This window comes from Hymenobacter segetis (genome assembly GCF_038448715.1).
Lineage (GTDB): Bacteria > Bacteroidota > Bacteroidia > Cytophagales > Hymenobacteraceae > Hymenobacter > Hymenobacter segetis.
In genome coordinates this window covers 104327-129367 of record NZ_JBCEVZ010000006.1, presented here as the reverse complement: position 1 = coordinate 129367, position 25041 = coordinate 104327, and the positions used below count along the sequence as shown (strand labels likewise).

Genomic DNA, 25041 nt, shown 5'->3' with positions numbered 1-25041 from the left:
CACTGCGCACACTGCGGGGAACTTTTCGTGCCAGAATCCTGGCTACTTCGCTTTCTCAACCACCACCAGCGCAATATTTACCAAATCGGTGGGCTGATTGGGCCGCATTTCTGGTGCGGGGTTGATAGCTACTTTATTCGGGTCGAACTCGCCCTGCTGGGCCAGAATACGTTGCGTTTCCATCAGCTTGGCCCGACTGAAATCTTCGCCTGAGCGCAACGGAACCAGCTTGAGCAGGGCGGCTGTGGAGGTTTTGGTATTGCCCGTGATGGTGATGCGACCAATCTGTGCTCTCCGGCCTTCGGAGATGTTGAAGGCCAGGTCGGTAGTGCCGTTGGGCTGGCGGGTGGCTTTGGGCTCAACTGAGAAGAACAGGTAGCCGTGGTCCATGTAGCGCGAGGTGATATCGCCACCCTTAGGGTCGAAGCTCAGGCGGCGGGCTACGGTGGCAGAGTCGTAGGCATCGCCGGATTTCAGGCCCAGCGCCTGGTTTAGTTCAGCCGCCGATAGGTACGTATTGCCCTGCCAGCTGATGCGGCCAATGCGGCCCGCTGCTGCCAAAGGCGCGGTTTCGGAATCAACCGAAGCCTCGGCCGGAGCTGCTGCTTCCGGTGCCGGCGAGCCGACGCAGGCCGTGGCCGCCCAGGTGAAGGCAAAAACGGGCACGATGAACAGAAAACGAAGTTTTTTCATGGGAGAGGAAGTTGGTTGGGTGAGCATATGGATTCGCAGGAAAATTTGTTTGTGGGAGAAAGCGTGGACCAGGGCAAAAGGCAGCTGCTGCGCCGCCAGCTTTATCAGCAGTTCGCCATAGGGCGTGGCGCTGGCCTGAGTGCGGGCCACGGCCGCGTCGGCCAGGTATTCGTGCACCACTTTCAGCTGCCGGCCGAGGTACGGCACCGCGCCGTTGAACCAGAAAACCACGCCCAGCGCCTCCACCAGCAATAAATCAAGCGTGTGGCGCTGCCGGACGTGTACTTCCTCGTGCAGCAACAGCTGCTCCCGCTCGGCCGGGCTCAACGTCTCGTGTAGCGGCGACAAAAACACGTGCCGCCCGAAGGAAAACGCCGGCATACTGGCCTCCGGCAAATGCACGATGGAGAAAGCGCCCAAATCGGTTTGTGGATTTTGCTGCGCCAGTCGCCGCAGTGCCCGCACGTTGCGCACGGCCCGCACCAGCTTGTAAAGCGCCCCCAATGCGTAGATAATCACCGCCCCCATGAGCAGCAGCGCCAGCCAATCCGGCCCGCTGGCCGTGGGATTTGCCTGCGCGTGGGCCAGCGGCGCATTCAGCTGCCAGTTGAGGCGGAGGGGCAGCCGGGCCACGGACGGCGCGGCAGCCGGGTTGGTCAGCCAGGTTGCCAGGCCCGGAAAGGCCAGCAGCGGAATAACCACGCTCGTGGCCAGTGCGCCCAGCAGGTAGGCCCGGTTCCAGACAAAGTAGGTGAGGCCGGCCAGCAGCAGGCGGTAGGCCAGGGCGAATACTGCCAGGCAAAAGCTGGCTTCGGCCAGGTAGAGCAGGAGGCTAGTGAGCATCGCCGTCGGGTTTAGGGCCGTTTTCGGAGTCGTGGAGCAGGTCGAGCAGTTGCTGCTTTTCGCGCTGGCTCAGGGTTTCCTCCACCATGAAGGACACCAGCGCCGTGGGCGAATCATCGAAATACTGCGCCAGCATTCGCTTCAGGCTGGAGGCCCGGTATTCCATCTTGCTGATGAGCGGGAAGTACTCATACGTCTTGCCATAGGCCTTAAAACCCACGTAGCCCTTGCGCTCCAGAATTCGCACCACCGATGAAATGGTGTTGTAAGGCGGCTTCGGGTCGTCGGGCAAATGGTCGATAACGTCCTTGATGAAAGCCTTTTTCAGCTTCCACAGCGCCTGCATGATGCGCTCTTCGGTTTTGGTCAATTCTTCCATATCTCAAATGTATAACGGATAAATCAGTTTCAAAACTTATTATTCAGTTTTGAAACTGATTTATCCGTTGATATTCGTTTTTGGGTTCATTAACCGCTTTTTGCCTGGCAAAATTGTTGTCGACCCGTGCCCGCGCCCGACCTTTGCCCCACTATGCACATCACCGATTCGCACGCCCACCTCTACTCCGAACAGTTCCGGCCCGACCGCCTTGAGGCCTTGCGCCGCGCCCAGGAAGCCGGCGTGCGCACCATCGTCATGCCCAACGTCGACCACAGCACCATCGACGCCATGCTGGAGCTGGAGGCCGAGGCCCCGGAAACCTGCTTCGCCATGATGGGCCTGCACCCGTGCTCCGTGACGCGCAATTTTGAGCAGCAGCTGTATGAGGTGGAAACCTGGCTGGGCCGCCGCCCCTTCGCCGCTGTGGGCGAGGCCGGGCTTGATTTGCATTGGGATAAAACCCTGCTGGCCGAGCAGCAGCAGGCCCTGAAAATTCAGCTCGACTTAGCCAAAAAGCACGGCCTGCCCATCGTGCTGCACACCCGCGAGGCCTTTGCCGAAACCGTGGCGCTGGTGGAAGCCGCGCAGGATGGCACGCTGCGCGGCGTGTTTCACTGCTTCTCCGGCACACCCGAGGAGGCGGAGCAGGTTATCAAACTGGGCTTTAAGCTGGGCATCGGCGGCGTGGCCACCTTCAAGAATGGCGGGGCCGATAAGGTGCTGCCCGGTATTGGGCTGGAGCATCTGCTGCTCGAAACTGACTGCCCGTACCTCGCGCCCGTGCCGCACCGGGGCAAGCGCAACGAGCCGGCCTACCTGCCGCTGGTGCTGCGCCGCGTGGCCTCGTTGCTGGGCCTGCCCGAGGCGGAAGTGGCCGAAGCCACCACGCGCAACGCGGCGGCGCTGTTCAATTTGTGATAACCAGGTTTTTAGAGATTAAAAACGTCTGTCATCCTGAGCAAAGCGAAGGACCTTTTCACGTTCGCATCAGTTCGATTACTGCAAACTGTTCAGCCGTGATAAGGTCCTTCGCTTTGCTCAGGATGACAGCCGTTCTGAATTTTTGACCCGCAATTACGCGGCGCGTTCCAGGCTGGTGAGCAGGGTTTCAATCTGGTCGGAGTAGGCGTTGACCTGGTCGAGGCCGGCGCGGGCTTCTTCGAGGTGGCCGCGCTGGTAGCGGGTGGCCAGGTCCTGGCCGGTGCTGAGCATGCGCTGCAGCACGTGCTCCAGCTCGCGCACGGCGGGCTGGCCGGCGGCCTGGGGCTTGAGCACGGTTTGAATCCACTGGCCCAGTGGGTTTTCGGTGAGGGAAAACAGGGCCGGCTCGGCTTCGCGCACGCCGTAGAGCACCGAGCGCAGCCGCGACTTAAACAGCACCTGCTTCACGCGGGCTTGCTGAAAGTCGAAAGAAGAGAGTGGCATGCTGGGGCTGAAAAAAAGTCGAGCAGAAATGACCGCAAAGATACGCCGGTTTTAGCCGGCCGTGGCATTGCCGAGGGCATCGGCGGCCGCGTCGCGCACTTGCTCCAGGGCTTTGCGGGCCACTACCAGGGCGGTTACTTCGAAGGCGAAGACCATGATGCCGGCTGGCTGGCCGTTTTCGCGGAACTGCTGGTAGATGAAGTTGAAATACGTGTCCTTGAGCACGCCGCTGGCATCGCGCTCCAACTGTATCAGGAGTTCATTGCCATTGAAAGTTTCGCCGGTCTGGTACACCTTATCGAGAATGTCAATAATGCCCTGGTCTTTAACTTCGGGCAATACCTCGGCCACGGTGCGGCCCACCAGCTGGCGGTGCGGGAAGAGCTGCTGGTAGGCCGGGTTCACGAACTCGTAGCGGTGCTCGGCCCCGCGCAGGATGCAAATCATGGCCGGGGCCTGCGTAAACAGGCTCTCGTAGGTTTCGCGCTGGTTTTCGGCCTTCTGGTACATCTGGTAGGCCTGCTCGGAGAGGCTGCCCTGCTGCTCGTTGGCGGTGAGGAGCTCCTGCACCATCTGGCGCTGCTCGTGGATGTCGGTGGCGCCGCCCACCCACATGGTGATGCGGCCGTCGGCGCCGCGGCGGGGCACGGCGCGCACCAGAATCCAGCGGTACTGGCCGTCGTGGCGGCGCAGGCGGTATTCCACCTGATAGGGCTCGCCGGTTTTCACGGATTTCTGCCAGGCGGCGAGCACGCGGGCGCGGTCTTCTTCGTGCAGGCTTTCGGCCCATTGCAGGCCGGTTTGCTCGGCCAGGGGCTTGCCGGTGAAGCTGAGCCAGCGGGAATTAAAGTAGTCGCGGTGGCCGGCGGCATCGGCGGTCCAGATGAGGACGGGCAGGTTTTCGAGGATGAAGCGGGTGCGGTCCTGGGCTTCGTCGAGGTCGCGCTGCACCTGGGCGGCGCGCAGGGCGGCGCGGTGGGCCTCGGTCACGTTCTGGGTGCGCTGCAGGATGTATTCGAGCTCGCCCTGCTCGTTGAGGATGGGGTAGTGGGTGGCCTGCCAGTACATCTCCTCGAAGCCGCCGCCCTGCTCGGCGGGCAGGGCCAGGTCGTAGCGAATGAGGGGCATGGTGTGCGGCGCGTGGTGCTGGCGCACGTGCTCGTGCGATTGGAAAATGACATCGCCCTCGTTCTGGTCCACCGACGGGAAGGCTTCAAACATGCTTTTGCCCACCACCTCGGCCCGGGGTTTCAGGGATGCTTCCACGTGGCCGTCGGTATTGTCAACGATGGTGGCATCGGGCGTCATCAGCAGCAGGTTTTCGGGCAGGGAACGAAACAGGCGCTGATAATCGGGGGTGGCAACGAAAGCAGTCATTTTGTCAAACGGGGAAACAAACGCAATACAAATACAAGCAGAAAGGGCAGGCGGCCCGGTATTGGAGCCTTAAAAGTACAGCCGGCTTCGCATTGCGCAAGGCCGGCCGGTAGGCGGGTTTTAGGCCACGGCCAGGCCGCGTTCCAGCGAAAGGAGCAGGGTTTCGATGCGGTCGGCGAAGGTGTTGATTTGGTCGAGGCCGGTGCGGGCTTCCTCGATGTGGCCGCGCTGGTAGCGGGTGGCCAGGTCCTGGCCGGTGCGCAGCATCTGCTGCACGGTGCGGTCGAGCTCGCGCACCTCGGGGTGGGTGCCGTGCTGGGGCTGGAGCACCGTTTGGAGCCACTGGCCCAGCGGGTTTTCCTGGGGTGAAAAGAGGCTGGCTTCGGCCTCTCGCACGCCGTAGAGCACGGAGCGCAGCCGCGACTTAAAGAGTACCTGCTTCACGCGGGCCTGCTGAAAGTCGAACGAAGTAAGAGGCATATAGGAGGGTGTAGAAAGAATAGAAGGGTAGCCAAAAGGCCGGGAGATGGCGACTGAGGAGCCGCAAACCGCGCCAATGGTTGCGGGCGGCCTACCACAAATCAGGCCAAGGGGGCGTCGGGGCTGGCGTCGCGGAGCTTTTCCAGCACCTGGCGGGCGCGCACGAGGTCGGAAACCTCGTAGGCAAAGACCATGATGCCGGCGGGCTGGCCGTTCTCGCGGAACTGCTGGTAGGTGAAGTTGAAGTAGTCGGTGCGCAGCTCGCCGCTGGGGTCGCGCACGAGTTGCAGAGGCAGCTCGTGGGCTTCGAAGGTTTCGCCGGTCTGGTACACCTTATCCAGCAGCTCAATAATGCCCTGGTCTTTGACTTCGGGCAGGGCTTCGGCCACGGGCAAGCCCACCAGCTGCCGGTGCGGGAATACCTGCTGGTAGCGCGGGTTCACGAACTCGTAGCGGTGTTCGGGCCCGCGCAGAATGCAGATGAGGGCCGGGGCCTGGGCAAACAGGTTTTCGTAGGTTTCGCGCTGGCTTTCGGCCTTTTGGTATTGCTGGTAGGCCTGCTCGGAGAGGGCGGCCTGCTGCTCGTTGGCGTGCAGCAGCTCCTGCACCATCTGGCGCTGCTCGTGGATGTCGCTGGCCGCGCCCACCCACATGATAATCTGGCCGGCCGCATCGCGGCGGGGCGACACCCGCAACAGTAGCCAGCGGTACTGGCCATCGTGGCGGCGCAGGCGGTACTCGTGTTGAAACAGCTGGCCGCCACGCAGGGCCTCCTGCCATGCTTGCACCAGCCCGGCGCGGTCGCCGGGGTAGGTGATGTCGTCCCATACCGATTCTAAGAGCAGCTGCTCGTGGGTTTTGCCCGTAAACTCCAGCCAGCGCGGGTTGAAGTAATCGGGGGTGCCGTCGGGGTGGTTGGTCCACACCATCACGGGCAGGCTTTCGAGGATGAACTCGGTGCGCTGCTGCGACTCGTCGAGGGCCTTTTGGGCTTCGGCGGCGGCCAGGCTGGCGCGGTGGGCTTCGGTTACGTCCTGCGGCATTTGCAGGATGTATTGCAGCTGGCCCTGGGCGTCGAGAATGGGGTAATGGGTGATTTGCCAGTATCGCTCCTCGGTGCCGCCGCCCATTTCGGCGGGGCGCTCCAGGTCGTAGCGCAGCAGGGGCATGGTATCGGGGCGCAGGGTGCGGCGCACCTGCTCGTGCGAGGCGTGGAGGTCGCGCTGGCTTTCGGGGGCCGAGGGGTAGGCGTCGAAGATATTGCGGCCCACGGCCTGCGCCCGGGGCAGCAGCGACACGGCTACGTGCTGGTCGGAATTATCGAGCACGGTGCCATCGGGGGCCAGCAGCAGGTAGGAGCCAGGAAGGGCGTGAAACAGGGCCTGGTAATCAATGGGCAAGGAAGTATCAGCCATGAAGCGGGTTAAACTGGATGGTGCCGCAAACTTCGGCGGGCAAGAATGATGATGCCGTGAAGGTAAATAGGGCCGCTTTAAGCCGTGGGCCCGAGGCAAAAGCAACCCGGTCGGCTGGTTGGTTGGGGCTGGGCATGGAGCTGCTGCCGAAAGTACGCGCTGCGGTCCGTTACGGTTGGAATTATCCAATTCCCGAGGCTGAATGGTCAGGAATTCTCGCTCAACTCATCGTCCGGCTCGACGGTTCATCCGGGCCATTCGACGGTTCGGCAACGGGAAGTTGAACGCCGGGGCAGCCCACGGGCACCTTTGAGCCATCAAAACGCCCGCTGCCATGAAAACCTCACTACTCCCGCTGCTCCTGTTGCTGAGCGCCACCCCCGCCGCCCTCGCCCAAACCACGCCGGCCCAAAAATCACTCAGTCACTCCGCCGCTCAGTCGCTCCACGGCGTGGTGCGCGATGCCGCTGGCCAGCCCCTGCCGGGCGTGAACGTGTTCCTGAAAACCACCTTCGACGGAGCCAGCACCGACTCGCTGGGCCGCTTCGATTTCCGCACCGACCGCGCCGCCGGCCCGGCCGTGCTGGTGGTGAGCTTCATCGGCTACGTGCCGCAGGAGCTGCTGGTGAACCTCGGCGAAGGACCCATCAGCCTGCCCAATATTAAGCTGAAGCTCAACCCCGCCGCCCTCGGCGACGTGGTGGTGACGGCCGGAGCCTTCGAGGCCAGCGATACCAAGCGCGGCACCCTGCTCAAGCCCCTCGACATCGTAACCACGGCCGGTGCGCTCGGCGACGTGGCCGGGGCGCTCAACGCCCTGCCCGGCACCACGCGGGTGGGGGAGGACGGCAAGCTGTTCGTGCGCGGCGGGGCGGCGTCGGAAACCAAGTACTACATCGACGGCCTGCCCGTGCAGACGCCCTACGCCGGCGCGGTGCCGAATGTGGCTTCGCGAGGCCGGTTTTCGCCCTTTCTGTTCAAAGGACTGGTGTTTAGCACAGGCGGCTACTCGGCTGAGTACGGGCAGGCGCTGAGCGCCGTGGTGGTGCAGAATTCGACGGACTTGGCTCCTGAAACGCAGTCCAGCGTGTCGCTGATGTCGGTGGGTGGCAGCCTCGGGCGCACCCGGCGCTGGGAGCGCACCTCCGTGGCCGTGAGCGCCGACTACACCAACCTCGCCCCGTACTACAACCTCGTGCCCCAGAATCTGGGCTGGGACAAGGCTCCGTTGGCCCTGGGCGGCTCCCTCAAAGTAGCCCATAAAGTAGGTGAGGCCGGGATGCTGAAAATCTACGGCACCTATAGCCGCCAGCGCCTGGCCCTGCGCCAGCCCGACCCCAGCCCCGCCTACGCCGCCGACGGCCACCCCGTGACGCTAGCCAACGACAACGCCTACCTCAACGCCACCTACCGCGCCCCGCTGCGGCGCGGCTGGAGCCTGAACACCGGCCTGGCCCTGACCGTGGACGACAACCTCATCCGCCCCGACGTGCAGTTGGTGCGCGACCTCGACCAATCGGCCGTGGCCCGGTTGGTGCTCACCAACGACTCGGCCAGCACCTGGTTCAACCTCAAAATGGGCCTCGAAGGCTACGCCCAGCGCTACCGCCAGCAGTACCAGCCATCGGCCGAAGCCAATACGCTGGCCCTGGCCGTGGACGAGCAGCGCGGCGCGGGCTTCGCGGAAAGCGAAATGGTGCTGAGCCACCGCCTGGCCGTCCGGGTGGGGGCGCGGGCCGAGTATTCGGCCCTGCTGCGCCAGTTCAACGCCGCGCCGCGCCTGGGAATGGCCTACAAAACCGGCGAGCACAGCCAGCTCTCGGCCGCCTGGGGCTACTTCTACCAAACGCCTACCACCGACTTGCTGCGCGTGAGCCACGCCCTCAACTTCGAGCGGGCCGAGCACTACAGCCTGCTCTTTGAGCGCACTGTGCAGGACCGCACCCTGCGCGCTGAGCTCTACCAGAAAAACTACCGTCAGCTGGTCACCTACGACCGCACGAACATCTTCAACCCCGCCGGCTACCAGAACGCCGGCAGCGGCTACGCCCGGGGTCTCGACGTGCTGTTCCGGGACCGTACCACCTTCAAGATGGCCGATTACTGGGTTAGCTACGGCTTTCTCGATACCCGCCGCCAGTACCGGGCCGACCCCGTGGCCGCCATTCCCACCTTTGCCGCCCGGCACAACCTGAGCGTGGTGGGCAAGTACTACGTGGCCAAAATGCACACCCAATTCGGCTTCACCTACAGCTACGGCAGCAGCCGCCGCTACTTCGACCCCAACCAAGCCGGCTACAACCAGGCCACCCTGCCCGCCTACCAGGACCTGAGCCTGAACGTGAGCTACCTCACCCACTGGTTCAAGCAGTTCACCATCGTCTACGTATCGGCCAGCAACGTGCTCAACCGCCAGAACATCTACGGCTACACCTTCGCCGGTACGCCCGATGCCGGCGGGCAGTTCCGCAGCGCGGCCGTGCTGCCGCCCGCGCCGAGGATGCTGTTTGTGGGCGCGTTCATTTCGATAAATAAGACGAAAGTGGATTTGAATGCGCGGCCGGACTGACCTTTTCACGTAAAGAATAAACGGGCAGTGAGCAGAATTCTTTACACGATTTGTAAAGAATTCTGCTCACTGCCCGTTTATTCTTTACATCCCTGCCGGTTTCTTTTCAGCCCTAGTCGCGCCGTCCAACTCGGCCCTGCCGCTACCTTCGCCGCATGCTCCCCCTTTTCGCCCCCGCCCCGGCCGCTCTGCCCGCGCCGCTTGCTACCTACCACCCCGCCCAAGCCTTGTCCGACTGGCTCGCCCGCGTGGAAAAGCTGCGTCAGTGGCAGCAGCGCATTGCCTCCGGCTACGTCACCAGCCAGAAGGAAGAAGCCTTGCAGGCCGAGTTCCTCACCCTCGTATTTGGGGAGGCGCTGGGCTATGAGCACCAGCGGCCCGACTACCGCCAGCTGCTGCTCGAAAAGAAAACCAACGTGGACGGCACCAAGCCCGACGGTGCCCTCGGCGACTTCGCGGCCGATGGCAAGGGGGCCCTCGGCGGGCCGGTGCGGGCGGTGGTGGAGCTAAAATCGGCCAAGCAGAACCTCGACGCCAAGCAGAAGCTGGGCCCCAAAGGCCGCGCCGAAAGCCCCGTGGAGCAAGCCTTCAGCTACCCCTCCAAGATGGGGCCGAGCTGCCGCTGGGTTATCGTGAGCAACTTCGTGGAGCTGCGCGTGTATGCTGCCAACGACCAGACCCGCGCCGAAGTCTTCGATTTCCGCACCCTGCCCGACCAACCGGCCGCCCTCGTGCGCTTCTTTGCCCTGCTGGGCAGCGGGCAGCTGCTGCCCGCCCCGGCCCAGCCCGATGCCCCCCTCGACCAGGCCCTGCGCCAGCGCCAGGAGCAGGAGGCCCGCATCAGCAAAGATTTTTACCGTGACTACCGCAACGCCCGCCGCGATTTGCTCGACCACCTTATCGAGCAAAACCCTGCTGTGCCACCGTTGGAGCTTCTTCAGCACACTCAGAAACTGCTCGACCGAGTGATTTTCGTCTGCTTTTGCGAAGACAGACACATTATGCCTGAAAAAACGCTCAAAACGTTGCTTCTGGTAGTGAAGGCTAATGTTTTCGACAGAGCGGATGATAGCATCTACCGAAGTGTACGCGGACTGTTTAGAAGTATTGACAAAGGGAATGAGGCCGCCAAGATTAACCGTTTCAATGGGGGCCTCTTCGCGGAGGATATAGCGCTTGATAACCTCTTAATTAAAGATGTCGCATTAGAGCCAATTGTAGAACTAGGAGGATACAATTTTGCCTCTGACCTTAATGTGAACATCCTCGGCCACATCTTCGAGCAAAGCCTCGCCGACCTCGAAGCCGAGCGCGCCCGCCTGCTGGGCGAGGCCGCGCCCAGCGCCAAGCAGGGCAAACGCAAGCAGGACGGCATTTTCTACACCCCCGACTACATCACCCGCTACATCGTGCAGCAGGCCGTGGGCGGCTGGCTGCGCGAGCGCCGCCAGGAGGCCGGCCTCGATGCCCTGCCCGACCTGACGGATACCGACCGCGCCACCATCGGCGTAAACCAGCAAACCAAGCGCCTGCTCGCGCCCAGCGCCCGCGTGCAAAAGCACCTGGCGGCCTGGGAAGCCTACGGCCAGCGCCTGCGCGCCATTCGGGTGCTCGACCCCGCCTGCGGCTCGGGGGCGTTTCTCAACGAGGCTTTCGGCTACCTGCTGCGCGAGGGGCAGGTGGTGAACGATGCCCTGGCCGAGCTGCGCGCCGGCCAGCGCGAGCTGTTCGACCTCGACCGCCACATCCTCCAGCACAACCTCTACGGCGTCGACCTCAACCCCGAATCCGTCCAGATTACCCGCCTCAGTCTCTGGCTCCAGACCGCCAACCCCGGCCGGCCCCTCACCTCCCTCGACCACAGTATCCGCACCGGCAACTCCCTCATCGCCGACCCCGCCGTGGCCGGTGACCGCGCCTTCGACTGGCAAGCCGCCTTCCCCGAAGCCTTCGCCGACGGCGGCTTTGACGTGGTGGTGGGGAACCCGCCGTATGGAGCGAGTATTAAAAAGGTGGAGCAGAAATACTTTCTCAATAACTATAATTCGCCGGCATACAAACTTGACTCTTATGCCATCTTTATTGAAAAGGGCATAAGTCTACTAGTAAAAGACGGATTCTTAGGCTTCATTGTCCCCTATACATGGCTTTCAATACAACAGCATAAAAAGCTGCGTGAACTTGTACTTGAGCAGAATCTAATAGAAATTGTTGACCTACCTAAGAAAGTGTTTAGCGACGCTGATTTAGATACTATCATCTGTATCATAAGAAACAATGCTAAAACGAATTCCATAGTCGTAACTGGGATGCACGAGCAAGAATTTGGTTATTTAGCCCAGTTAGAAATTTCTGATATTAGAAAGCACCCTGATTTAATTATCAATCTTAACAGCACTAGTATTGATGCAAGTCTAGTATCCAAATTGAAAGAGAATTCTGTGCTTGTTCGCTCCACTTATGAGGTTTCGCAAGGGTACATTCCTTATCGCAGGAGCGACTTAATAAAAGTTTATGGGGACGAGGGTAACAGGATTGTTGACGACAGGCTGTGGCATTCAGATAGTAAGCTCTCAGAGGAGTATATGCAAGAAATTCAAGGCAAGGATTTAAGTAGATATTCGAATCGGGAAAGCAATCAGTTTATTAAGTACGGGAAGCATGTAGCTGGATATGTTAATCCCAAGTTTTTTACCCAGCCTAGGCTTCTAGTTATGGAAGTTACCCGTGGCGATAGATATAAAATAACCGCAACTTATGTAGATAAGTCATTTGCTAATACTCCTTCTATTATCAATATAATTAGCAGGGATGGGTCAACTGATTTGCTTATGTTTCTATTAAGCATTATTAATTCCAGTGTTATCAGCTGGTATCATACTAAGGTTCATCCCAAAGCAAACGCTGCAACATCTATCCCTAAAATTCTTGTCGGAGACATTAAAAATCTTCCCATTCCCAACATCACCCCCGCCGAGCAACAGCCCTTCATCGCCCTCGCCGAGGAGCTACTGGCCGGGCACCGCACACTGCACGCCGCCGATTCCGACTTTGCCGCCCTGCTCCGCGCCGAACTGGGCCTGAGCGCCCCGCTCAGTGGCAAGCTGGCCCTCACGCAGGAGTGGAAGCCCTGGAGCACGGCCCTCGAAAAAAGCATCGGCCGCGCCCTCAGCCTGAAAGAGAAAGGGGAGTGGCTGAAGCACCACGTGGCGCACCAGCAGGCGCAGGCCTCCGCCCGCCAGCACCTGGCCCAGCGCGATAAGGAGCTGGATGCGCTGGTGTACCAGCTCTACCAGCTCACCCCGGCCGAAATCGTGCTGGTGGAGGGCGGCGAAGTGGCTGCGCCAAGCCAGAAGTAGCCCATGATGACTGCTCAGCAGCGGAGCCAGTTAGCCGAATATCTCCAGCACTACTGCCCGCAGGGCTGGCGGGCCGTGCAGGAAGGACGCCGGGCCACCGCTCTGCCTCGCCTCACCACTATCGACAAGGCCGCCATTTACCATTACAGCGACGATGGCTACGAGGCCTTGAACCGGACGCTACACGCCAGCAGAGGTGATAATAGCACCCTATTTGGGCAGGGCTTGGCGGCAGCACTCGCCAAGCTGCCCGCCTACGTGGGCTTGGCTTTCTGCGGGGTGCAGTTGCGCCCTAGCCAGCTTATGTTTTACCGCGCCAGTTTCGATGCTGGATTTCCCGTCAGATGGCCGGCTTTTCTCTCGGCCAGCCAAAAAGCTACCATTGCCCATCAATATCTGCACAGCCCTCAGAAGAACTGTTTGTTCGTCATTCAGTCCCGTACCGGCCGGCTTATTGAGGAGGTCTCGAAGTACGGCGTCGACAGCCAAAATGAGTATGAGGTATTGTTTGCTCCCCGAACGCGGTTTGAGGTGCTGGAAGTGGCCGCTGAAACTGGCTTCACGCGCATCGTGTTGGATGAGTTGTAACTGTTTTGCGTAACTTACTACTATGAAACCCGAAGCGTTTTTACCGTCAAGCTCCCCTGGACCAAGCCCGGCTTCGGCCGTGCCAGCTACTCCGGCCGATGGGGGAGGTGTGGCTGGTACCCGCCACCCGGCCATGAAAGCCCTTAGCCCGGCTGAGTACTACAAGTGGGCAGGTGATTATTTGCGCAATAACCGGAATGCGCCACGAGCATACCGGTTAGAGCTTATCAACTGGCGGCACCAGTATCAACTCCAGCAGGAGGCCGCCGAACTGAAAGCCAATCCCGCCGCCGCCGCTGACCTGCGCCTCATTGCGGAGCGGCTGGCCCGCAAGGCCCAGTCCGGTTTCTCCGGTCCACCCGACACCTCTCCTCCGAGCAGTTCCCGGTAATCTTTCCTGCCTGTACATAGCCCCGGCCGTTTCGACAGCCGGGGCTTTTTATTGCCGGCCGGATTGAAGCTCATGCCGCGTCGTGCGCTCTTGTAAAGAATTAGTGCAGGTGGCCAATAATTGTTTACGTAGCTTGTAAACAATTATCGCCACCATACTGAAATTCTTTACACGCCCTTTCATGGCCCGTCCCGTCACGTATTCTGATTCCTACCTGGCCCGGGTGTGCCGCTACTACGGCCTGACCCGCCAGCAGCTGGCGGCCCTGCTGGGCGTCACGCCCGGCCTGGTGAGCCAGCTGGAAAGCGGCACCCGCGCCCTCACCCGCGAAGTAAGCGGGCGGCTGGCCCCCTTCCTGGCCCCCCTCGAAGCCGAAGAAACGGCTGTGCCGCCCGAAGCTGCCGAAGCCCCACCGCCTCCCAGCCCCTTCGATACTAGGCCGCTGGAGCGCCGCCGCGCCGCCTGCCTGCACGAGGCCCACAACCTGCGCTGGCAGCTGCGCGCCCTGCCCGAGCAGGCTGCCGTAGCCGCCCGCTGGGCCGCGGCCCTGCCCGCGCTGCTGGCCGCCCTGCCGCCGCCCCCGCCTCCCGCCGATGAGGCCCCCGCCACCCCCGAGGCCGTGCGCCTGCGCTACGTGCACGCCTGGCTGGCCACCGTGCCGTTGGCCCTGCCGCCCGATGTGCTGGCCGGGTGGCACCTGCGGCACCAGCGCGCCCTGGCGCTAGAGGCCGAGGCGGCGGCCTTGGGGGCGCTACTTGGGTAGGGGCGGGGAGGAGAGCAAGGAAAAGAACGTCATGCTGAGCGCAGCCGAAGCATCTCTACCGCAGTAGTAAATGAATTACTTGCGCGGTAGAGATGCTTCGGCTGCGCTCAGCATGACGTTCTGTTTTCTGTCGAATAATTGCTGCTGTTGCTCCGGCCCAAATCGGGAAAAAGCACGGCTTTTGTCCTTTGTTGGGAATGACTTGGAGGGACTTACGCGGCCGGCTACATTTGGGCTCAATCCTTTTATTCCCACTCCAAACCCCAAAAAAATCATATGGCAGCCGATGTAAATTTGCTCACTACCAAAGCCGACTGTGACCAGGCCCTGACCAGCCTTACCAAAGAAAAAGGCACCTACGCCCACCGCGACTACAACCAGACCTACGCCGACACGCAGGCCACCGACCGGGCCACCACCGTGGCCGCCCAACTGGCCAAAGCCACCGACGACGTAGCCCACTACACCACGGAAGCCGCCCGCACCGGCCTCACCGAGGGCGAGAAGCGCGCCGCCCAGCGGGCCCTCATCGCGGCCACTGCCCGCAAGGCCAACCTGGAGCTAAGCAACAGCGCCGTGAGCGGCCCCACCGCCTACCTCGCCGACGTAGACGCCGACCAGATAGACGCCCAGATTGCCACCCTCGACGCATCCATCAAAGCCGTGGAAGACCGCAAGGCCGCGCTGCCCAGCTAAGCCCTGCACCAGCCCAAACGCAAAAAGCGGCCGCCCCAGCAGGAGCGGCCGCTTTTTTTGAGGCCCGAAGCGAATGCTACCGCCCAAACCGGTAGCGCAGGCCCAGGGCCTGGCTGGTGGTGAGGGTATTGGTGAGGCCCGAGCCGTAGCGGTTGGTATCGTTCAGGGCCTTGTTCACCATGAAGTCGTAGGTGAGCTCGAAGTGGCGGCTCAGGCGGTAGCGGGCCCCCACGCCGCCGGTGAGCAGCCAGGTGTTTTGCGAAACGTGGTAGTCATAGTTGGTCGTCGTGAGCGGACCTTGGGCATTATCGGTGCGCGAACCCTGGTAGTAGGCCGTGCCGCGCTCGAAGGTTGCGCCGCCCAGGGCATCGAACTGCAGTCGGTGGGCCGGGTTGGCGGTGATGGTGTAGCGGGCCAGCGCCGAAACGGACGTTTGCTGCTGCTTTTTGCTGCCGGCCATGCTGTTGTAGGACGCTGGCTGGCCGGGCGTGGTATTCAGCAGAAACTGGTCGTAGCGGTAGTTGGCCGCGCTGTAGGCCACGCCCAGCTGCACCGCCAGCCGCGGGCTAAGCTGGTAGCCGGCCGTGAGCTGCACCGGCAGCCGGAAATTGTAGTCGTAGGAGCCTTCCGAGGCGTGGCCCAGCGACTGATAAAAGCTGCTGTAAGCACCCAGCCCGATGTAATAGCGGGGCGGCAGGGGCGTGGTCGTACCCGGCAGGGTCGTACCCGGTAGGGCAGGGGTTTCGGTGCTGGTTTGGGCGAGGGCGGGCAGGGCAGTGCTTAGCAAAAGGCCACCCAGGGCAAGGGAAAGGAAACGCATGGATTTGGTTGGGATAAAAAGGGATGGAATGGAATAAGAAAATGAGTTGGCGCACCGAAGCATTGCCCGGCAGTGGCAAGGAAAGTTGGGGGCAGGCTACCGCCCAAACCGGTAGCGCAGGCCCAGGGCACTGCTTCTGGTGAGGCCTTGGAACTGGCCGGTAGGGCTGTCGTTGGTCAGGGCTTTATTCAGGGTGAAGTCGTAGGTCAGCTCAAAATGCCGGCCCAGGCGGTAGCGCGTCCCGATGCCCGCCGTGAGCAATAGGGTGTTGCGGGAGGTGCGGTAGCCGTACGGGCTTACCACGAGCGCCCCGCCGAGGCTGTCGGCCCGGGTGCCGCGCTCGTAGCCGCTGCCGTGCTCCAGCGTGAAGCCGCCCAGCGCATCAAACTGCACGCGGTGGGCCGGGTTGCGGGTGAGGGTATAGCGCGCCAGCACCGATACCGAGGCATTGCGCAGGGTGCTGGTGGCATTGTAGTCGAAGTACGTGCCTCTGGTGGGATTGGCGGGGTCGTAGTAGCGCCCCACGCTGGCGAAGTGGGCCGTGCTGCCGCTGTAGGCCACGCCCAGCTGCACCGCCAGGCGCGGGCGCAGCTGGTAGCCGGCCGTGAGCTGCACCGGCACCCGCACGGGGCTATTGAAGGCCAGCGACTGGCCGCCCAGCAGCTGGTAGTAGCTGCTGTAGGCCCCCAGCCCGATGTAGAAGCGCGGGGCCGCCGGCGTTTCGGTCGCGGTTTGGGCGAGGGTGGGAAGGGCGGAGGCAAGGAGCAGGCCACCGAGCGCGAAAGGGAGGAAACGCATGCGTAAGGGATTGGAAAGTGGGTTGGAATACTGCTAAGAGTGCATTGCCTGCCCCGGCGTTGCATGGCCGGCGCACGAGCCGGTAAAAAAAGCGCGACCCGCTGGTCCGGCCCCGCCGACGCTTCATCCGCTTCATCCGACGCTTCGGGCACAAGCATTTCCGGCCGGCCCGGCCCGCCGCCACCTTTGAATCATCAACCGCGGCAAACCATTCTTCACCATCACTCCAACTCCCCGTTCCATGAAAACCCTCGTCCTCACCCTTGCTTTCGCCGCCGTTTCGCTGGCCGCCGCTGCCCAGGCGCAACCCGCCGCTGCCGTAGCGCCCGCCACTGCTGCCGCCGCGCCCACCGATGCCTACACCACCCTGATGGCCGCCACCATCACCGAGCTGATGAGCACCGGCGACCCGGCCGTGCTCAAGGCCGTGGCGGCTAAATTTGAGCGCGCCGCCACCGTGGCCCCCAAAGACTGGCTGCCCCGCTACTACCAGGCCTATGCGCTGGTGATTAACGTGTTTCAAAGCAAGGAAGACGGCGATACCAAAGACAAAACCCTCGACCAGGCCGAAGCCGCCCTCGGCCAGGCCCGCCAGCTGCACGGCGACGAATCAGAGCTGCTCACCCTGCAAGCCTATGCCTACCAGGCCCGCCTGGGCATCTCGCCCATGATGCGCTCAATGAAGTATTCGGAAATGGTGGGCGAGGCCGTGGCCAAAGCCCAGGCTCTGAACCCCGCCAACCCGCGCCCCTACCTGGTGGAAGCCAATAACGTGAATTTCACGCCCAAGATGTTCGGTGGCGGCCCCGAGGCGGCCAAGCCGCTCTACGAGCAGGCCCAGGCCAAATTTGCGGCCTTCGCGCCCGCCGGCCCCTTGGTGCCCAACTGGGGCCAGCGCCAGCTGCAAGGCCGGATGAAGCAGTACGAAACGCCCGCCACGGCGGCGAAGTAGGAGGGGCGTAGGAGGTAGGGGCGGGGCTCGCCCCCGCCCGTCGTTGAATGGAATCGGTGAATGGTGCGGACGACGGGCGGGGGCGAGCCCCGCCCCTACGTTGTTCAACTGGCTCCAATTATACCCCCAGCCCCTTACTTTGATGCAAACTCAACTGCCCTCTGCCGTGGCCCTGCCCCATTCCGCTTCCTGCGCTCCTGCTGCTGATTCCAACGCCCCGGCAGCCCAGCCCTGGGTCACCACCACCGAGCCCTCGCAGCTGCGGTCCATCTGGGAGCGGCGCTGGTGGATACTGCTGGGCACGGCCGGCTTCGCGTTTTCCAATGAACACCAGCCCTGGCTGCACCCCGTCAACTACGGCATCAGCTTCGCGATTTCGCTGCTGTATTTCGTGGGGCTGTGGCTGGCCAACGGCTACACCTCCGACTGGCTGAACCACGGCCTGGGCTGGACCGAGCGGCCCGTGCGCCGGCTGCTGCTCACGGTGGGCGCGTCGCTGCTGGCCTCGCTGTTCGTGATTCTGCTGATTGGCGAGGGCATTACTGTGCTGCTGTGGCACCAGTCGCCGCTGGCCATCTTCCAGCGCAACGTGGCCGGCCAGATGGTGGCCCCGCTGGTGATGACGGTGATTGTGTCGCTGTTCATGCACTCGCGCTCCTTCCTATTGGGCTGGCGTGAGGCCACGGTGCGCGTTGAGCGCCTCGAAAAGGAAACCGCCGTGGCCCGCCTGGATTCTCTGCGCCGGCAGGTGGACCCGCACTTCCTGTTCAATTCGCTGAACGCGCTGACCAGCCTGGTGGAAGAAAACGACCCCGCCCGGGCCGTGCGCTTCATCCGGCAGCTCTCGCAGGTGTACCGCTACGTACTCGACAGCGAAAGCCAGGAACTGGTGCCGCTGGCCGATGAAATTGCCTTCGCCGAAAGCTATTTGTACCTCCAGAAAACCCGCCTCGGCGACGCCCTGGCGGTGGAAATGGACCTGCCACCCGCTGCCGTGGCCCCGTACTACGTGCCGCCCCTGGCCCTGCAACTATTGCTCGAAAACGTGCTCAAGCACAACGCCGCCTACCAGGCCGACCCGTTGCGCCTGCGCGTGACCCTGGACCCCGTCGCCCACACCCTGACGGTGCGCAACACCCGCCGCCCACGCCGGCTGGCCCCGGGCGAGTCGTCGGGCCGGGGCCTGGCCAACCTGGCCGCCCGCTACGCTTTTCTCACCGATAAGCCTGTGGTGAGCGGCGAGGAGAATGGCGAGTTTGTGGTGACGCTGCCGTTGCTGGTAATTTGAATTATGAATTAAAAATTATGAATTATGAATGCGGCGAAATCGCATCCTAGTTTTGCGAGGGCATATTTGAGCTAATTCATAACTCATAATTTATAATTCATAATTCAAAAAAATGCCCCTCCGTGCCCTCATCGTCGAAGACGAACCCCTGGCTGCCCGCCGCCTGACCGATATGCTGGCCCGCCAGCCCGAGCCGCTCGAAATCCTCGGCACGGTCGAATCGGTGGCCCAGGCGGTGAGCCTGTTGCGGGAAGTGTCGCCTGATGTGCTGTTTCTCGACATCAACCTGGCCGATGGGCTGAGCTTCGAGATTTTTGAGCAGGTGGCGGTGCGCTGCCCGGTCATCTTCACCACCGCCTACGACCAGTATGCGCTGCAAGCCTTCAAGGTGAACAGCGTGGATTATCTGCTCAAGCCCATCGATGCCGATGAGCTGGCCGCCGCCCTCGCCAAGCTGCGCCAGCGCCTGCCCGCCGCGCCCGCGCCGGCCTTCGACCCCGCGCTGCTGGCCCAGCTCATGCAGCAAATGCAACAGACCGCCCCGCCCGCCACCAGCTACAAAACCCAGTTTGTGGTGCGCGTGGGCGAGCACCTGAAAGTGGTGCCGCTCGACCAGATTGCCTACTTCTTCAGCCTCGAAAAAGCCACCTTCCTGCAAACCACCGAAGGCCGCAAATTCGTGGTCGACTACACGATGGACCAGCTCGAAACGCTGCTCGACCCGCGCCGCTTCTTCCGCCTCAACCGCGCCTACCTGGCCCAGCAGTCGGCCATTCACGACATCATTTCCTACACCAACTCCCGCCTGCAAACCGTGCTCAAACCCACCGCGCCCGATGCCCAGGTGCTGGTGAGTAGGGAAAAGGTGAACGTGTTCAAGAGCTGGCTGGACAGGTAGGTTTCGCCTGTCATTGCGAGCGCAGCGAAGCAATCCGTCCTGTACAATGTGATAGGCCTTGAGATGTGAAAAGCCCCGGTACTGTACAGTATCGGGACTTTCTGGTAGAAGAAAAGAGCTGGGTTTGAGAGGACGGATTACTTCGCTGCGCTCGCAATGACAGACGAAACCTACCCTTCCAGCCAGGCTTTCAGGGCGGGGGCTTTCTCGCGGCTCACCAAGATTTCCTCGGTCGGGGCGGGGTGTAATTCGACCAAAAGCTTGCCGCCGAAATGCGGGTGCAGGCGGCGCACGGCCAGCAATTGGGCAATAATCTGGCGGTTGAGGCGGAAGAACCGGGCGGGGTCGAGCAGGCCTTCGAGCTGCTCCAAGGTGTAGTCGAGCACGAAGCGGCGGCCGTCGGTGGCCACCAGCGTCACGGTTTCGTTGCGGCTCAGAAACCAGGCCGCGTCGGCCACCGGCAGAGGCAGCAGCTGCTCGCCCTGCCGCACCAGAAACCGCGTTTTGTAGGGCCGTAGGGCATCGAGCATTCGCTCGATGGAGTTAAGCGTTAGGAGTGAAGAATTAAGCATTGGTGAATCTGAGTCAACTCTTAACTCTTCACTCCTAACTCTTAACTCAGACCATTGCCGCCGCTTGGCCAGGGCGGCTTGCAGCTCGGCCAGCTTCACGGGTTTCAGCAAATATGCCACGCTGTGGGCCTGGAATGCGCGGATGGCGTACGCATCAAAGGCGGTGGTGAAGATGACCGGGCTGGGCACCACGGCCTGCTCCCAGATTTCGAGGCTCAGGCCATCGGCCAGCTGAATGTCGCTCAAGATGAGGTCGGGGGCGGGGTGGACGGCCAGCCAGGCCAGGGCCCCGGCCACGGTGTCGAGCACGGCCAGCACCTGCGCGTCGGGGGCGGCTTGCAGCAGCAGGCGCTGCAGGCGCTCGGCGGCGGGGTACTCGTCTTCGAGGAGGAGAACGGTCATGGGTGCGAATTAGCGCTGGGCCAGCAGCAGCGGCAGCTTTACTACAAATTTGCCATCGGTGGCACTGGTTTCCACGGTTTGCGCCGCGCCCAGCAGCGCGTAGCGGCGGCGCACGTTGGTCAGGCCGGTGCCCGTGCCGGGCGCGAAACCGGCCGTGCGAGGCCGCAGGGTATTTTCGACCACCAGGGCATCCGGCGCATCGGCGGTCACGGCTAGGCGAAGGTGCAGCGGGTGCTCGCGGGAGGCCACGTTGTGCTTCAGCGCATTCTCCACCAGTAGCTGCACGCTGAGCGGGGCCACGTGCCGGGCCAGCGCGGCGGGCACAATGCTGATTTCGACCCGCAGATTATCCCGAAAGCGGGCTTTGTGCAGCGCCAGATAGGTTTCGATGAAGGCCAGCTCCTCGGCCAGGGGCACGGTGGCGCGGCCCTGGGCCAGCAGCACGTAGCGATAAACGTCGGCCAGCTGCTCCACAAAGTCCTGGGCCGGGGCGTTGCCGGGCTCGATGAGGGCCGAGAGCGTGTTGAGGTTATTGAACAGAAAATGCGGGTCGAGCTGGCTTTGCAGGGCTTCGAGCTGGGCCTGGTTCTGGGCGCGGCCCAGCTCCTCGGCGCGGCTCAGGCTGGTTTTCCACTGCTCAAAGAAATACATGGTTTCGTAGAGCGTGAGCACGGCCACGGTGGGCACCAGGCTGAACCGGACCTGCACCAGCAACGCCGGGAGCGTGAAGGGGAAGTCGGCGGGTAGCAGCGCGCGCAGCGGCAGCGCCAGCAGCACTGAAGTGGCGGCCGTCACCAACACCGCCAAGCCGGCCAGCAGCCAGAGGCGGCGCGGCGTCTGCTCGGGGCGGGGGAAGCGGGCCAGCAGCGCCCGCCACAGCTGCCGGTTGGCCAGCCAGTAGCCCGTGGTGAAATACAGCGAAATCACCCAATGCGTCAGCACCAGCGGCCAGCGCCCATCCGCCCCGATGGGCAGGCCGACGACGGCGATAACGAAGCTCAGCAGCGGAATGCCTCCCAGCAGAAACCGACGGTCATTGAGGGCAGTCATGGGGCGGCGGGCTTGATGAGCAGTCAAAAGTAGTGCGCCGCCTACTGCCCGGCCCAGAGCGGCCGGCCCGCCATGGCCAGCGCAAACAGCCCGGCCACCGCGCCGGCATACAGCGCCGCCCCGGCCCATGTGAGGCCCGTGGCCTGTTGCGGAGCCCAGCGGCTCAGGGCCCAGCCCAGCAGGGGCAGGGCTTGCAGGGCGTGCATGCCCAGGAAGTGCGCAATGCGCAGGTCGCCGGCGCGGGTGCTCCAGCCCAGGCCGGGCAGGCCGGGGCCGCCGTCGGGCGCGCCCACGGTGTGCTGCTGGTTATGAATCATGAAGCCGCCCAGCACGCTGCCCACCACAAACACCATCAGTCCCAGGCGCACGCCCCACACGTAGCCGTCCGGCCCGAATGGCTGGTAGCGCCAGGCTAGGTACAGGGCCCACACCGTCATCAGGGTATTAACCAGAATAAACAAGCCCATTAGCCCGAACAGGATGCCATTGAGCGCCGAGGACGTGTTGTAGTGCGAGGTGGTGCCGCGCGCCGCCTGCGTGAAAATCACGGCCTGCTCCACGGCCATGCTCACGGCCACGCCCCAGCTCAGCAGCTGCACGCTGCGCTGGGCGGCGGCCGGTAAGTCGGCCAGCAGCCAGCCCAGCGTCCAGGCAAAGGCGGCGATGGAGAGGGCGAATTTCAGCGGCTTCAGCCACACCAGCGCCCCGGTCACATGGCGCTGGTCGAAGGGCAGCAGCGCCAGGGCCAGCACGGCCAGCGCCACGTTCAGCCAGCCGGTGTAGGAGAGCACGGGGTTCACGCGGTGCAGCAGGCGCAGGGCCTCGCCCACGGTGCCGGCAGCCGGCGCAAGGGCGCTGAGCGGCGAAAAGTCAGCGGATGAAAGCAGGGTGGTGGTTTTCATGGGCGTAGAGGTTTTAAGGAATCTAATGCGTCTGTCATCCTGAGTGCAGCGAAGGACCTTCTCCCCGCTGAACGGTTTGCAGTAATCCAGCTGTTGCGGGCGTGATAAGGTCCTTCGCGCTGCTCAGGATGACAGACGCGCGGTACTAAATGGCAACTCCAGCCGGCTCCGGATACCGGCTGCGCACCCCGAAATACAGCAGCAGCCCCACCGGCCCGAACATAAACGTGAGCCCCAGGCAGGGCACCAGCAGCCCGTGCGGCACGCCGCGCCGCTGGGCATCGCGCAGCTCCCAGGCCCCGGTCCACATATCGAAGCAGAGGTAATGCACCCAGCCGGCCAGCAGCGCCCACCGGTCGCGGAACAGCGCCGCAACCTCATCGAGCGAGCCAAAACCGCCCTCGCCGCCGTGCGGCCCCAGGTAGTGCGTGGCAATGAGCACGGCGTAGGTGGCGGCCAGCAGCAGCGGCAGCGCCCCGCTCAGCACCACGGCGCGGGTGCCGCGCCAGCGCGGAGCCAGCACCAGCAAGGCCCAGCCCAGCAGGGCCACGGGGTTGGCGAGAGAAAACAGGGAATCGGGGGTGAGCATGGGAGCCGGGCGAAGAAGTTGGTCAAAACTAAGGTCCAACCCTAGGCCCGCGCCAGCCGTTTCGGGGCGAAGCGGCCAAACAACCGGGCGAAGTGGCGGTTGTGGCCGGGTGAAATCCCCGACCTTTGCCGCTGGTCGGTTCTTTGGGTTTGATATGCGTTGGTTGTTACTTCTTGTGTGGTTGAGTGTGGGCCTGCTGCCGGTGGGCGCGTGGGCGCAGGCCGTGGGGCCGGCCCGGCCCGACTCGGTGGTACGCCGGCCCAACATCGTGCGCCTGCCGCACAACCGCTTCGTGGTGCAGTACGACTCGCGCTACTCCATCCTCAACCACCACCTCACCACCATCAACGGCCTCAAGCTGGGCATCGAATTCAAAAGCCGCTTCCGCACCGGCGCGGCCATCTACTTCCTGAGCACCGGCGTGCCCTCGCGCCAGGCCAAGCCCGAAAATGCTGCCGAAGACGCCGACGCCGAAATCCGCTTCCGCTACCTGGCCGCCTACGCCGGCTACGTGCTGCTCGAAAACCGCCGCTGGGAGCTCAGCGCCAACATGCAGCTGGGCCTGGGCTCAGCCTACGTGCTCTACAAAACCGACGACAACGTTTCCGATAAAACCCCGCGCGAGTTCATGGGCATCGTGGAGCCCACGCTGGCTGCTCAGTACCGCGTGTTTCGCTGGGGTGGCGCGGGCACGGGCCTGGGCTGGCGGCAGCCGGTGTTCGTGCCCGGGGCCATCCAGAAAGAGCTGAACGGCCCGGTATTTTACCTGCGCGCCAACCTGTTTCTGGGCGAGCTATTCAAGGTGATGAAGGACAAGGAGCCGCTCTTCACCCAAACCAACATGCGCTAGGCGAGTCGTTGTCATTCCGACGCAGGAGGAATCGGAGGGAAGTTTCCTGGCTGATTTTACCCAGATTCCTCCTGCGTCGGAATGACAAAATTTACTTGCCCGTGCTATACGCGAAGCCCACCGAGAGCGTGCCATTCGCCCGGCTGCGCGCCTGCACCACCACGCTTTCGTAGGAAAACGAGTAGGCCAGATTCAGCGCCAGGTGCTGGTAGAGTTTGAAGGCCAGCACGGTGGCACTGTTCAGGCGGTAGTCGCCGCCCGGGTCGCGCAGGCTGGGCTGATAAAAGAACAGCTCCGACGCACTGAATACGCCCCAGTTCAGGCGCAGCTTGAGGCGGGTGGAATTGCGCACCACGTGCCGCGAAAAATCGGGCTCGGCGTTGTAGTCGGTGCGCTCGTTGAGCAGGAAGGTGCTCAGCGCCACCTCGCTGTTGGTGCTGTCGGTGTAGAGCTGGTAGCCCACGCCGCCGCCCGCCACCACGCGCCGCGTGATGGCGCGCAGGTTGCTGCTTTCGAACTCACCCAGCGCGTAAAATTTCCACTTCCGAATGCGATAGTCCGGCGTGCTGAGCAGCAGCAACTCCCGCTCCCGTAGCGCCCCATCCTGCCGGCCGTAGCTGTAGCTAAAAGCCGCCGGAAACTGCCAGTGCCCCGTGGTGAAGCCGCCCGTATGGCTGGTGCTGAAATACACCCGCTCCACCGTGCCCGTAGTGTAAAGTCCGGTGAGGGCCGCCGTGTAGCGCACGCCCGTTCCGTCCACATTATAGGTCTCGAACTCCGCCGAAGGCAGCCCGGCTGGCGGCGGCGTAAGGCTGCCCGCGCCGTTCACCACCGCCGAATCGGGCGCGGCCGTGCCGGTCGAGTCCGGCTCCTGAGCCCGCGCGGCCAGGCTGGCCAGTAGTCCAATTAGCAGGCTGAGTAAAAAGCAGAATTTCATGC

24 protein-coding genes are annotated in these 25041 nt (G+C 62.9%); 11 read left to right on the top strand and 13 right to left on the bottom strand.

The window, feature by feature from the left end; all coding sequences use genetic code 11:
* Positions 1 to 42: 42 nt before the first annotated feature.
* Both AAFH49_RS04580 and AAFH49_RS04575 read right to left on the bottom strand, forming a co-directional pair.
* Positions 43 to 1536: a POTRA domain-containing protein gene (locus AAFH49_RS04580; protein WP_342296323.1), complete on the bottom strand. Its 1494-nt coding sequence runs from the start codon at positions 1534 to 1536 to the stop codon at positions 43 to 45.
* Positions 1526 to 1915, bottom strand: coding sequence for a BlaI/MecI/CopY family transcriptional regulator (locus tag AAFH49_RS04575; protein WP_342296322.1), 390 nt, complete (start codon positions 1913 to 1915; stop codon positions 1526 to 1528). The genes AAFH49_RS04580 and AAFH49_RS04575 overlap by 11 nt, the downstream gene beginning before the upstream one ends.
* A gap of 153 nt (positions 1916 to 2068) precedes the next feature.
* Here AAFH49_RS04575 and AAFH49_RS04570 point away from each other — a divergent pair, with 153 nt between their 5' ends.
* Entirely contained in the window at positions 2069 to 2836 is a 768-nt protein-coding gene (locus AAFH49_RS04570) for a TatD family hydrolase (protein WP_342296321.1), read from the top strand.
* Positions 2837 to 2992: 156 nt separating this feature from the next.
* Here the strand turns inward: AAFH49_RS04570 and AAFH49_RS04565 are convergent, their stop codons facing one another.
* The 4 genes from AAFH49_RS04565 to AAFH49_RS04550 all read right to left on the bottom strand — a co-directional run bounded on the left by AAFH49_RS04565 (position 2993) and on the right by AAFH49_RS04550 (position 6615).
* Complete coding sequence (locus AAFH49_RS04565) at positions 2993 to 3343, bottom strand: hypothetical protein (protein WP_342296320.1); 351 nt, start codon at positions 3341 to 3343, stop codon at positions 2993 to 2995.
* Positions 3344 to 3394: 51 nt separating this feature from the next.
* Positions 3395 to 4720, bottom strand: a complete 1326-nt coding sequence (locus AAFH49_RS04560; RefSeq protein ID WP_342296319.1) for a PAS domain-containing protein — start codon at positions 4718 to 4720, stop codon at positions 3395 to 3397.
* A gap of 120 nt (positions 4721 to 4840) precedes the next feature.
* Positions 4841 to 5200, bottom strand: coding sequence for a hypothetical protein (locus tag AAFH49_RS04555; RefSeq protein ID WP_342296318.1), 360 nt, complete (start codon positions 5198 to 5200; stop codon positions 4841 to 4843).
* Positions 5201 to 5301: 101 nt separating this feature from the next.
* The gene (locus AAFH49_RS04550; protein ID WP_342296317.1) at positions 5302 to 6615 is read right to left on the bottom strand and encodes a PAS domain-containing protein; all 1314 of its coding nucleotides are present in this window, start codon (positions 6613 to 6615) and stop codon (positions 5302 to 5304) included.
* Between the two features lie 334 nt (positions 6616 to 6949).
* Between AAFH49_RS04550 and AAFH49_RS04545 the strand changes: the two genes are divergently transcribed.
* The 6 genes from AAFH49_RS04545 (at position 6950) to AAFH49_RS04520 (ending at position 14981) form a co-directional block, all read left to right on the top strand.
* The gene (locus tag AAFH49_RS04545) at positions 6950 to 9184 is read left to right on the top strand and encodes a TonB-dependent receptor (RefSeq protein WP_342296316.1); all 2235 of its coding nucleotides are present in this window, start codon (positions 6950 to 6952) and stop codon (positions 9182 to 9184) included.
* Between the two features lie 155 nt (positions 9185 to 9339).
* Positions 9340 to 12543, top strand: a complete 3204-nt coding sequence (locus AAFH49_RS04540; protein ID WP_342296315.1) for an Eco57I restriction-modification methylase domain-containing protein — start codon at positions 9340 to 9342, stop codon at positions 12541 to 12543.
* A 3-nt stretch (positions 12544 to 12546) separates the two neighbouring features.
* Complete coding sequence (locus AAFH49_RS04535) at positions 12547 to 13131, top strand: ADP-ribosyltransferase domain-containing protein (RefSeq protein WP_342296314.1); 585 nt, start codon at positions 12547 to 12549, stop codon at positions 13129 to 13131.
* A 22-nt stretch (positions 13132 to 13153) separates the two neighbouring features.
* Positions 13154 to 13522 carry a hypothetical protein gene (locus AAFH49_RS04530; RefSeq protein ID WP_342296313.1) on the top strand — a complete coding sequence of 123 codons (369 nt, stop codon included), beginning with the start codon at positions 13154 to 13156 and terminating at the stop codon, positions 13520 to 13522.
* Between the two features lie 181 nt (positions 13523 to 13703).
* Complete coding sequence (locus tag AAFH49_RS04525) at positions 13704 to 14285, top strand: helix-turn-helix domain-containing protein (protein WP_342296312.1); 582 nt, start codon at positions 13704 to 13706, stop codon at positions 14283 to 14285.
* Positions 14286 to 14561: 276 nt separating this feature from the next.
* The gene (locus AAFH49_RS04520; RefSeq protein ID WP_342296311.1) at positions 14562 to 14981 is read left to right on the top strand and encodes a hypothetical protein; all 420 of its coding nucleotides are present in this window, start codon (positions 14562 to 14564) and stop codon (positions 14979 to 14981) included.
* 76 nt (positions 14982 to 15057) lie between these two features.
* Here the strand turns inward: AAFH49_RS04520 and AAFH49_RS04515 are convergent, their stop codons facing one another.
* Both AAFH49_RS04515 and AAFH49_RS04510 read right to left on the bottom strand, forming a co-directional pair.
* A complete protein-coding gene (locus tag AAFH49_RS04515) occupies positions 15058 to 15801 on the bottom strand; it encodes an outer membrane beta-barrel protein (protein ID WP_342296310.1) in 744 nt (247 codons plus the stop codon).
* A gap of 96 nt (positions 15802 to 15897) precedes the next feature.
* Positions 15898 to 16599: an outer membrane beta-barrel protein gene (locus AAFH49_RS04510; protein WP_342296309.1), complete on the bottom strand. Its 702-nt coding sequence runs from the start codon at positions 16597 to 16599 to the stop codon at positions 15898 to 15900.
* 241 nt (positions 16600 to 16840) lie between these two features.
* Here AAFH49_RS04510 and AAFH49_RS04505 point away from each other — a divergent pair, with 241 nt between their 5' ends.
* The 3 genes from AAFH49_RS04505 to AAFH49_RS04495 all read left to right on the top strand — a co-directional run bounded on the left by AAFH49_RS04505 (position 16841) and on the right by AAFH49_RS04495 (position 19737).
* Positions 16841 to 17551: a hypothetical protein gene (locus AAFH49_RS04505; RefSeq protein WP_342296308.1), complete on the top strand. Its 711-nt coding sequence runs from the start codon at positions 16841 to 16843 to the stop codon at positions 17549 to 17551.
* A gap of 142 nt (positions 17552 to 17693) precedes the next feature.
* Positions 17694 to 18839, top strand: a complete 1146-nt coding sequence (locus AAFH49_RS04500; protein ID WP_342296307.1) for a sensor histidine kinase — start codon at positions 17694 to 17696, stop codon at positions 18837 to 18839.
* 112 nt (positions 18840 to 18951) lie between these two features.
* Positions 18952 to 19737 carry a LytR/AlgR family response regulator transcription factor gene (locus tag AAFH49_RS04495; RefSeq protein WP_342296306.1) on the top strand — a complete coding sequence of 262 codons (786 nt, stop codon included), beginning with the start codon at positions 18952 to 18954 and terminating at the stop codon, positions 19735 to 19737.
* Positions 19738 to 19907: 170 nt separating this feature from the next.
* Here AAFH49_RS04495 and AAFH49_RS04490 read toward each other — a convergent pair whose 3' ends face one another.
* The 4 genes from AAFH49_RS04490 to AAFH49_RS04475 all read right to left on the bottom strand — a co-directional run bounded on the left by AAFH49_RS04490 (position 19908) and on the right by AAFH49_RS04475 (position 23252).
* On the bottom strand, positions 19908 to 20711 hold the full coding sequence (locus AAFH49_RS04490; RefSeq protein WP_342296305.1) for a LytR/AlgR family response regulator transcription factor: 804 nt from the start codon (positions 20709 to 20711) through the stop codon (positions 19908 to 19910).
* Between the two features lie 9 nt (positions 20712 to 20720).
* On the bottom strand, positions 20721 to 21761 hold the full coding sequence (locus AAFH49_RS04485; protein WP_342296304.1) for a sensor histidine kinase: 1041 nt from the start codon (positions 21759 to 21761) through the stop codon (positions 20721 to 20723).
* A 41-nt stretch (positions 21762 to 21802) separates the two neighbouring features.
* Positions 21803 to 22663: a hypothetical protein gene (locus tag AAFH49_RS04480; RefSeq protein WP_342296303.1), complete on the bottom strand. Its 861-nt coding sequence runs from the start codon at positions 22661 to 22663 to the stop codon at positions 21803 to 21805.
* A 145-nt stretch (positions 22664 to 22808) separates the two neighbouring features.
* Positions 22809 to 23252, bottom strand: a complete 444-nt coding sequence (locus tag AAFH49_RS04475; protein WP_342296302.1) for an ABA4-like family protein — start codon at positions 23250 to 23252, stop codon at positions 22809 to 22811.
* Between the two features lie 154 nt (positions 23253 to 23406).
* Here AAFH49_RS04475 and AAFH49_RS04470 point away from each other — a divergent pair, with 154 nt between their 5' ends.
* Positions 23407 to 24102, top strand: coding sequence for a hypothetical protein (locus tag AAFH49_RS04470; RefSeq protein ID WP_342296301.1), 696 nt, complete (start codon positions 23407 to 23409; stop codon positions 24100 to 24102).
* Between the two features lie 91 nt (positions 24103 to 24193).
* Here AAFH49_RS04470 and AAFH49_RS04465 read toward each other — a convergent pair whose 3' ends face one another.
* The gene (locus AAFH49_RS04465; protein WP_342296300.1) at positions 24194 to 25039 is read right to left on the bottom strand and encodes a DUF481 domain-containing protein; all 846 of its coding nucleotides are present in this window, start codon (positions 25037 to 25039) and stop codon (positions 24194 to 24196) included.
* Positions 25040 to 25041: the final 2 nt, after the last annotated feature.

Bases quoted from the DNA above. Each gene is read 5' to 3' on its own strand.
- AAFH49_RS04580 (WP_342296323.1), bottom strand. From the start codon at position 1,536: ATGCTCACTAGCCTCCTGCTCTACCTGGCCGAAGCCAGCTTTTGCCTG.
- AAFH49_RS04575 (WP_342296322.1), bottom strand. From the start codon at position 1,915: ATGGAAGAATTGACCAAAACCGAAGAGCGCATCATGCAGGCGCTGTGG.
- AAFH49_RS04570 (WP_342296321.1), top strand. From the start codon at position 2,069: ATGCACATCACCGATTCGCACGCCCACCTCTACTCCGAACAGTTCCGG.
- AAFH49_RS04565 (WP_342296320.1), bottom strand. From the start codon at position 3,343: ATGCCACTCTCTTCTTTCGACTTTCAGCAAGCCCGCGTGAAGCAGGTG.
- AAFH49_RS04560 (WP_342296319.1), bottom strand. From the start codon at position 4,720: ATGACTGCTTTCGTTGCCACCCCCGATTATCAGCGCCTGTTTCGTTCC.
- AAFH49_RS04555 (WP_342296318.1), bottom strand. From the start codon at position 5,200: ATGCCTCTTACTTCGTTCGACTTTCAGCAGGCCCGCGTGAAGCAGGTA.
- AAFH49_RS04550 (WP_342296317.1), bottom strand. From the start codon at position 6,615: ATGGCTGATACTTCCTTGCCCATTGATTACCAGGCCCTGTTTCACGCC.
- AAFH49_RS04545 (WP_342296316.1), top strand. From the start codon at position 6,950: ATGAAAACCTCACTACTCCCGCTGCTCCTGTTGCTGAGCGCCACCCCC.
- AAFH49_RS04540 (WP_342296315.1), top strand. From the start codon at position 9,340: ATGCTCCCCCTTTTCGCCCCCGCCCCGGCCGCTCTGCCCGCGCCGCTT.
- AAFH49_RS04535 (WP_342296314.1), top strand. From the start codon at position 12,547: ATGATGACTGCTCAGCAGCGGAGCCAGTTAGCCGAATATCTCCAGCAC.
- AAFH49_RS04530 (WP_342296313.1), top strand. From the start codon at position 13,154: ATGAAACCCGAAGCGTTTTTACCGTCAAGCTCCCCTGGACCAAGCCCG.
- AAFH49_RS04525 (WP_342296312.1), top strand. From the start codon at position 13,704: ATGGCCCGTCCCGTCACGTATTCTGATTCCTACCTGGCCCGGGTGTGC.
- AAFH49_RS04520 (WP_342296311.1), top strand. From the start codon at position 14,562: ATGGCAGCCGATGTAAATTTGCTCACTACCAAAGCCGACTGTGACCAG.
- AAFH49_RS04515 (WP_342296310.1), bottom strand. From the start codon at position 15,801: ATGCGTTTCCTTTCCCTTGCCCTGGGTGGCCTTTTGCTAAGCACTGCC.
- AAFH49_RS04510 (WP_342296309.1), bottom strand. From the start codon at position 16,599: ATGCGTTTCCTCCCTTTCGCGCTCGGTGGCCTGCTCCTTGCCTCCGCC.
- AAFH49_RS04505 (WP_342296308.1), top strand. From the start codon at position 16,841: ATGAAAACCCTCGTCCTCACCCTTGCTTTCGCCGCCGTTTCGCTGGCC.
- AAFH49_RS04500 (WP_342296307.1), top strand. From the start codon at position 17,694: ATGCAAACTCAACTGCCCTCTGCCGTGGCCCTGCCCCATTCCGCTTCC.
- AAFH49_RS04495 (WP_342296306.1), top strand. From the start codon at position 18,952: ATGCCCCTCCGTGCCCTCATCGTCGAAGACGAACCCCTGGCTGCCCGC.
- AAFH49_RS04490 (WP_342296305.1), bottom strand. From the start codon at position 20,711: ATGACCGTTCTCCTCCTCGAAGACGAGTACCCCGCCGCCGAGCGCCTG.
- AAFH49_RS04485 (WP_342296304.1), bottom strand. From the start codon at position 21,761: ATGACTGCCCTCAATGACCGTCGGTTTCTGCTGGGAGGCATTCCGCTG.
- AAFH49_RS04480 (WP_342296303.1), bottom strand. From the start codon at position 22,663: ATGAAAACCACCACCCTGCTTTCATCCGCTGACTTTTCGCCGCTCAGC.
- AAFH49_RS04475 (WP_342296302.1), bottom strand. From the start codon at position 23,252: ATGCTCACCCCCGATTCCCTGTTTTCTCTCGCCAACCCCGTGGCCCTG.
- AAFH49_RS04470 (WP_342296301.1), top strand. From the start codon at position 23,407: ATGCGTTGGTTGTTACTTCTTGTGTGGTTGAGTGTGGGCCTGCTGCCG.
- AAFH49_RS04465 (WP_342296300.1), bottom strand. From the start codon at position 25,039: ATGAAATTCTGCTTTTTACTCAGCCTGCTAATTGGACTACTGGCCAGC.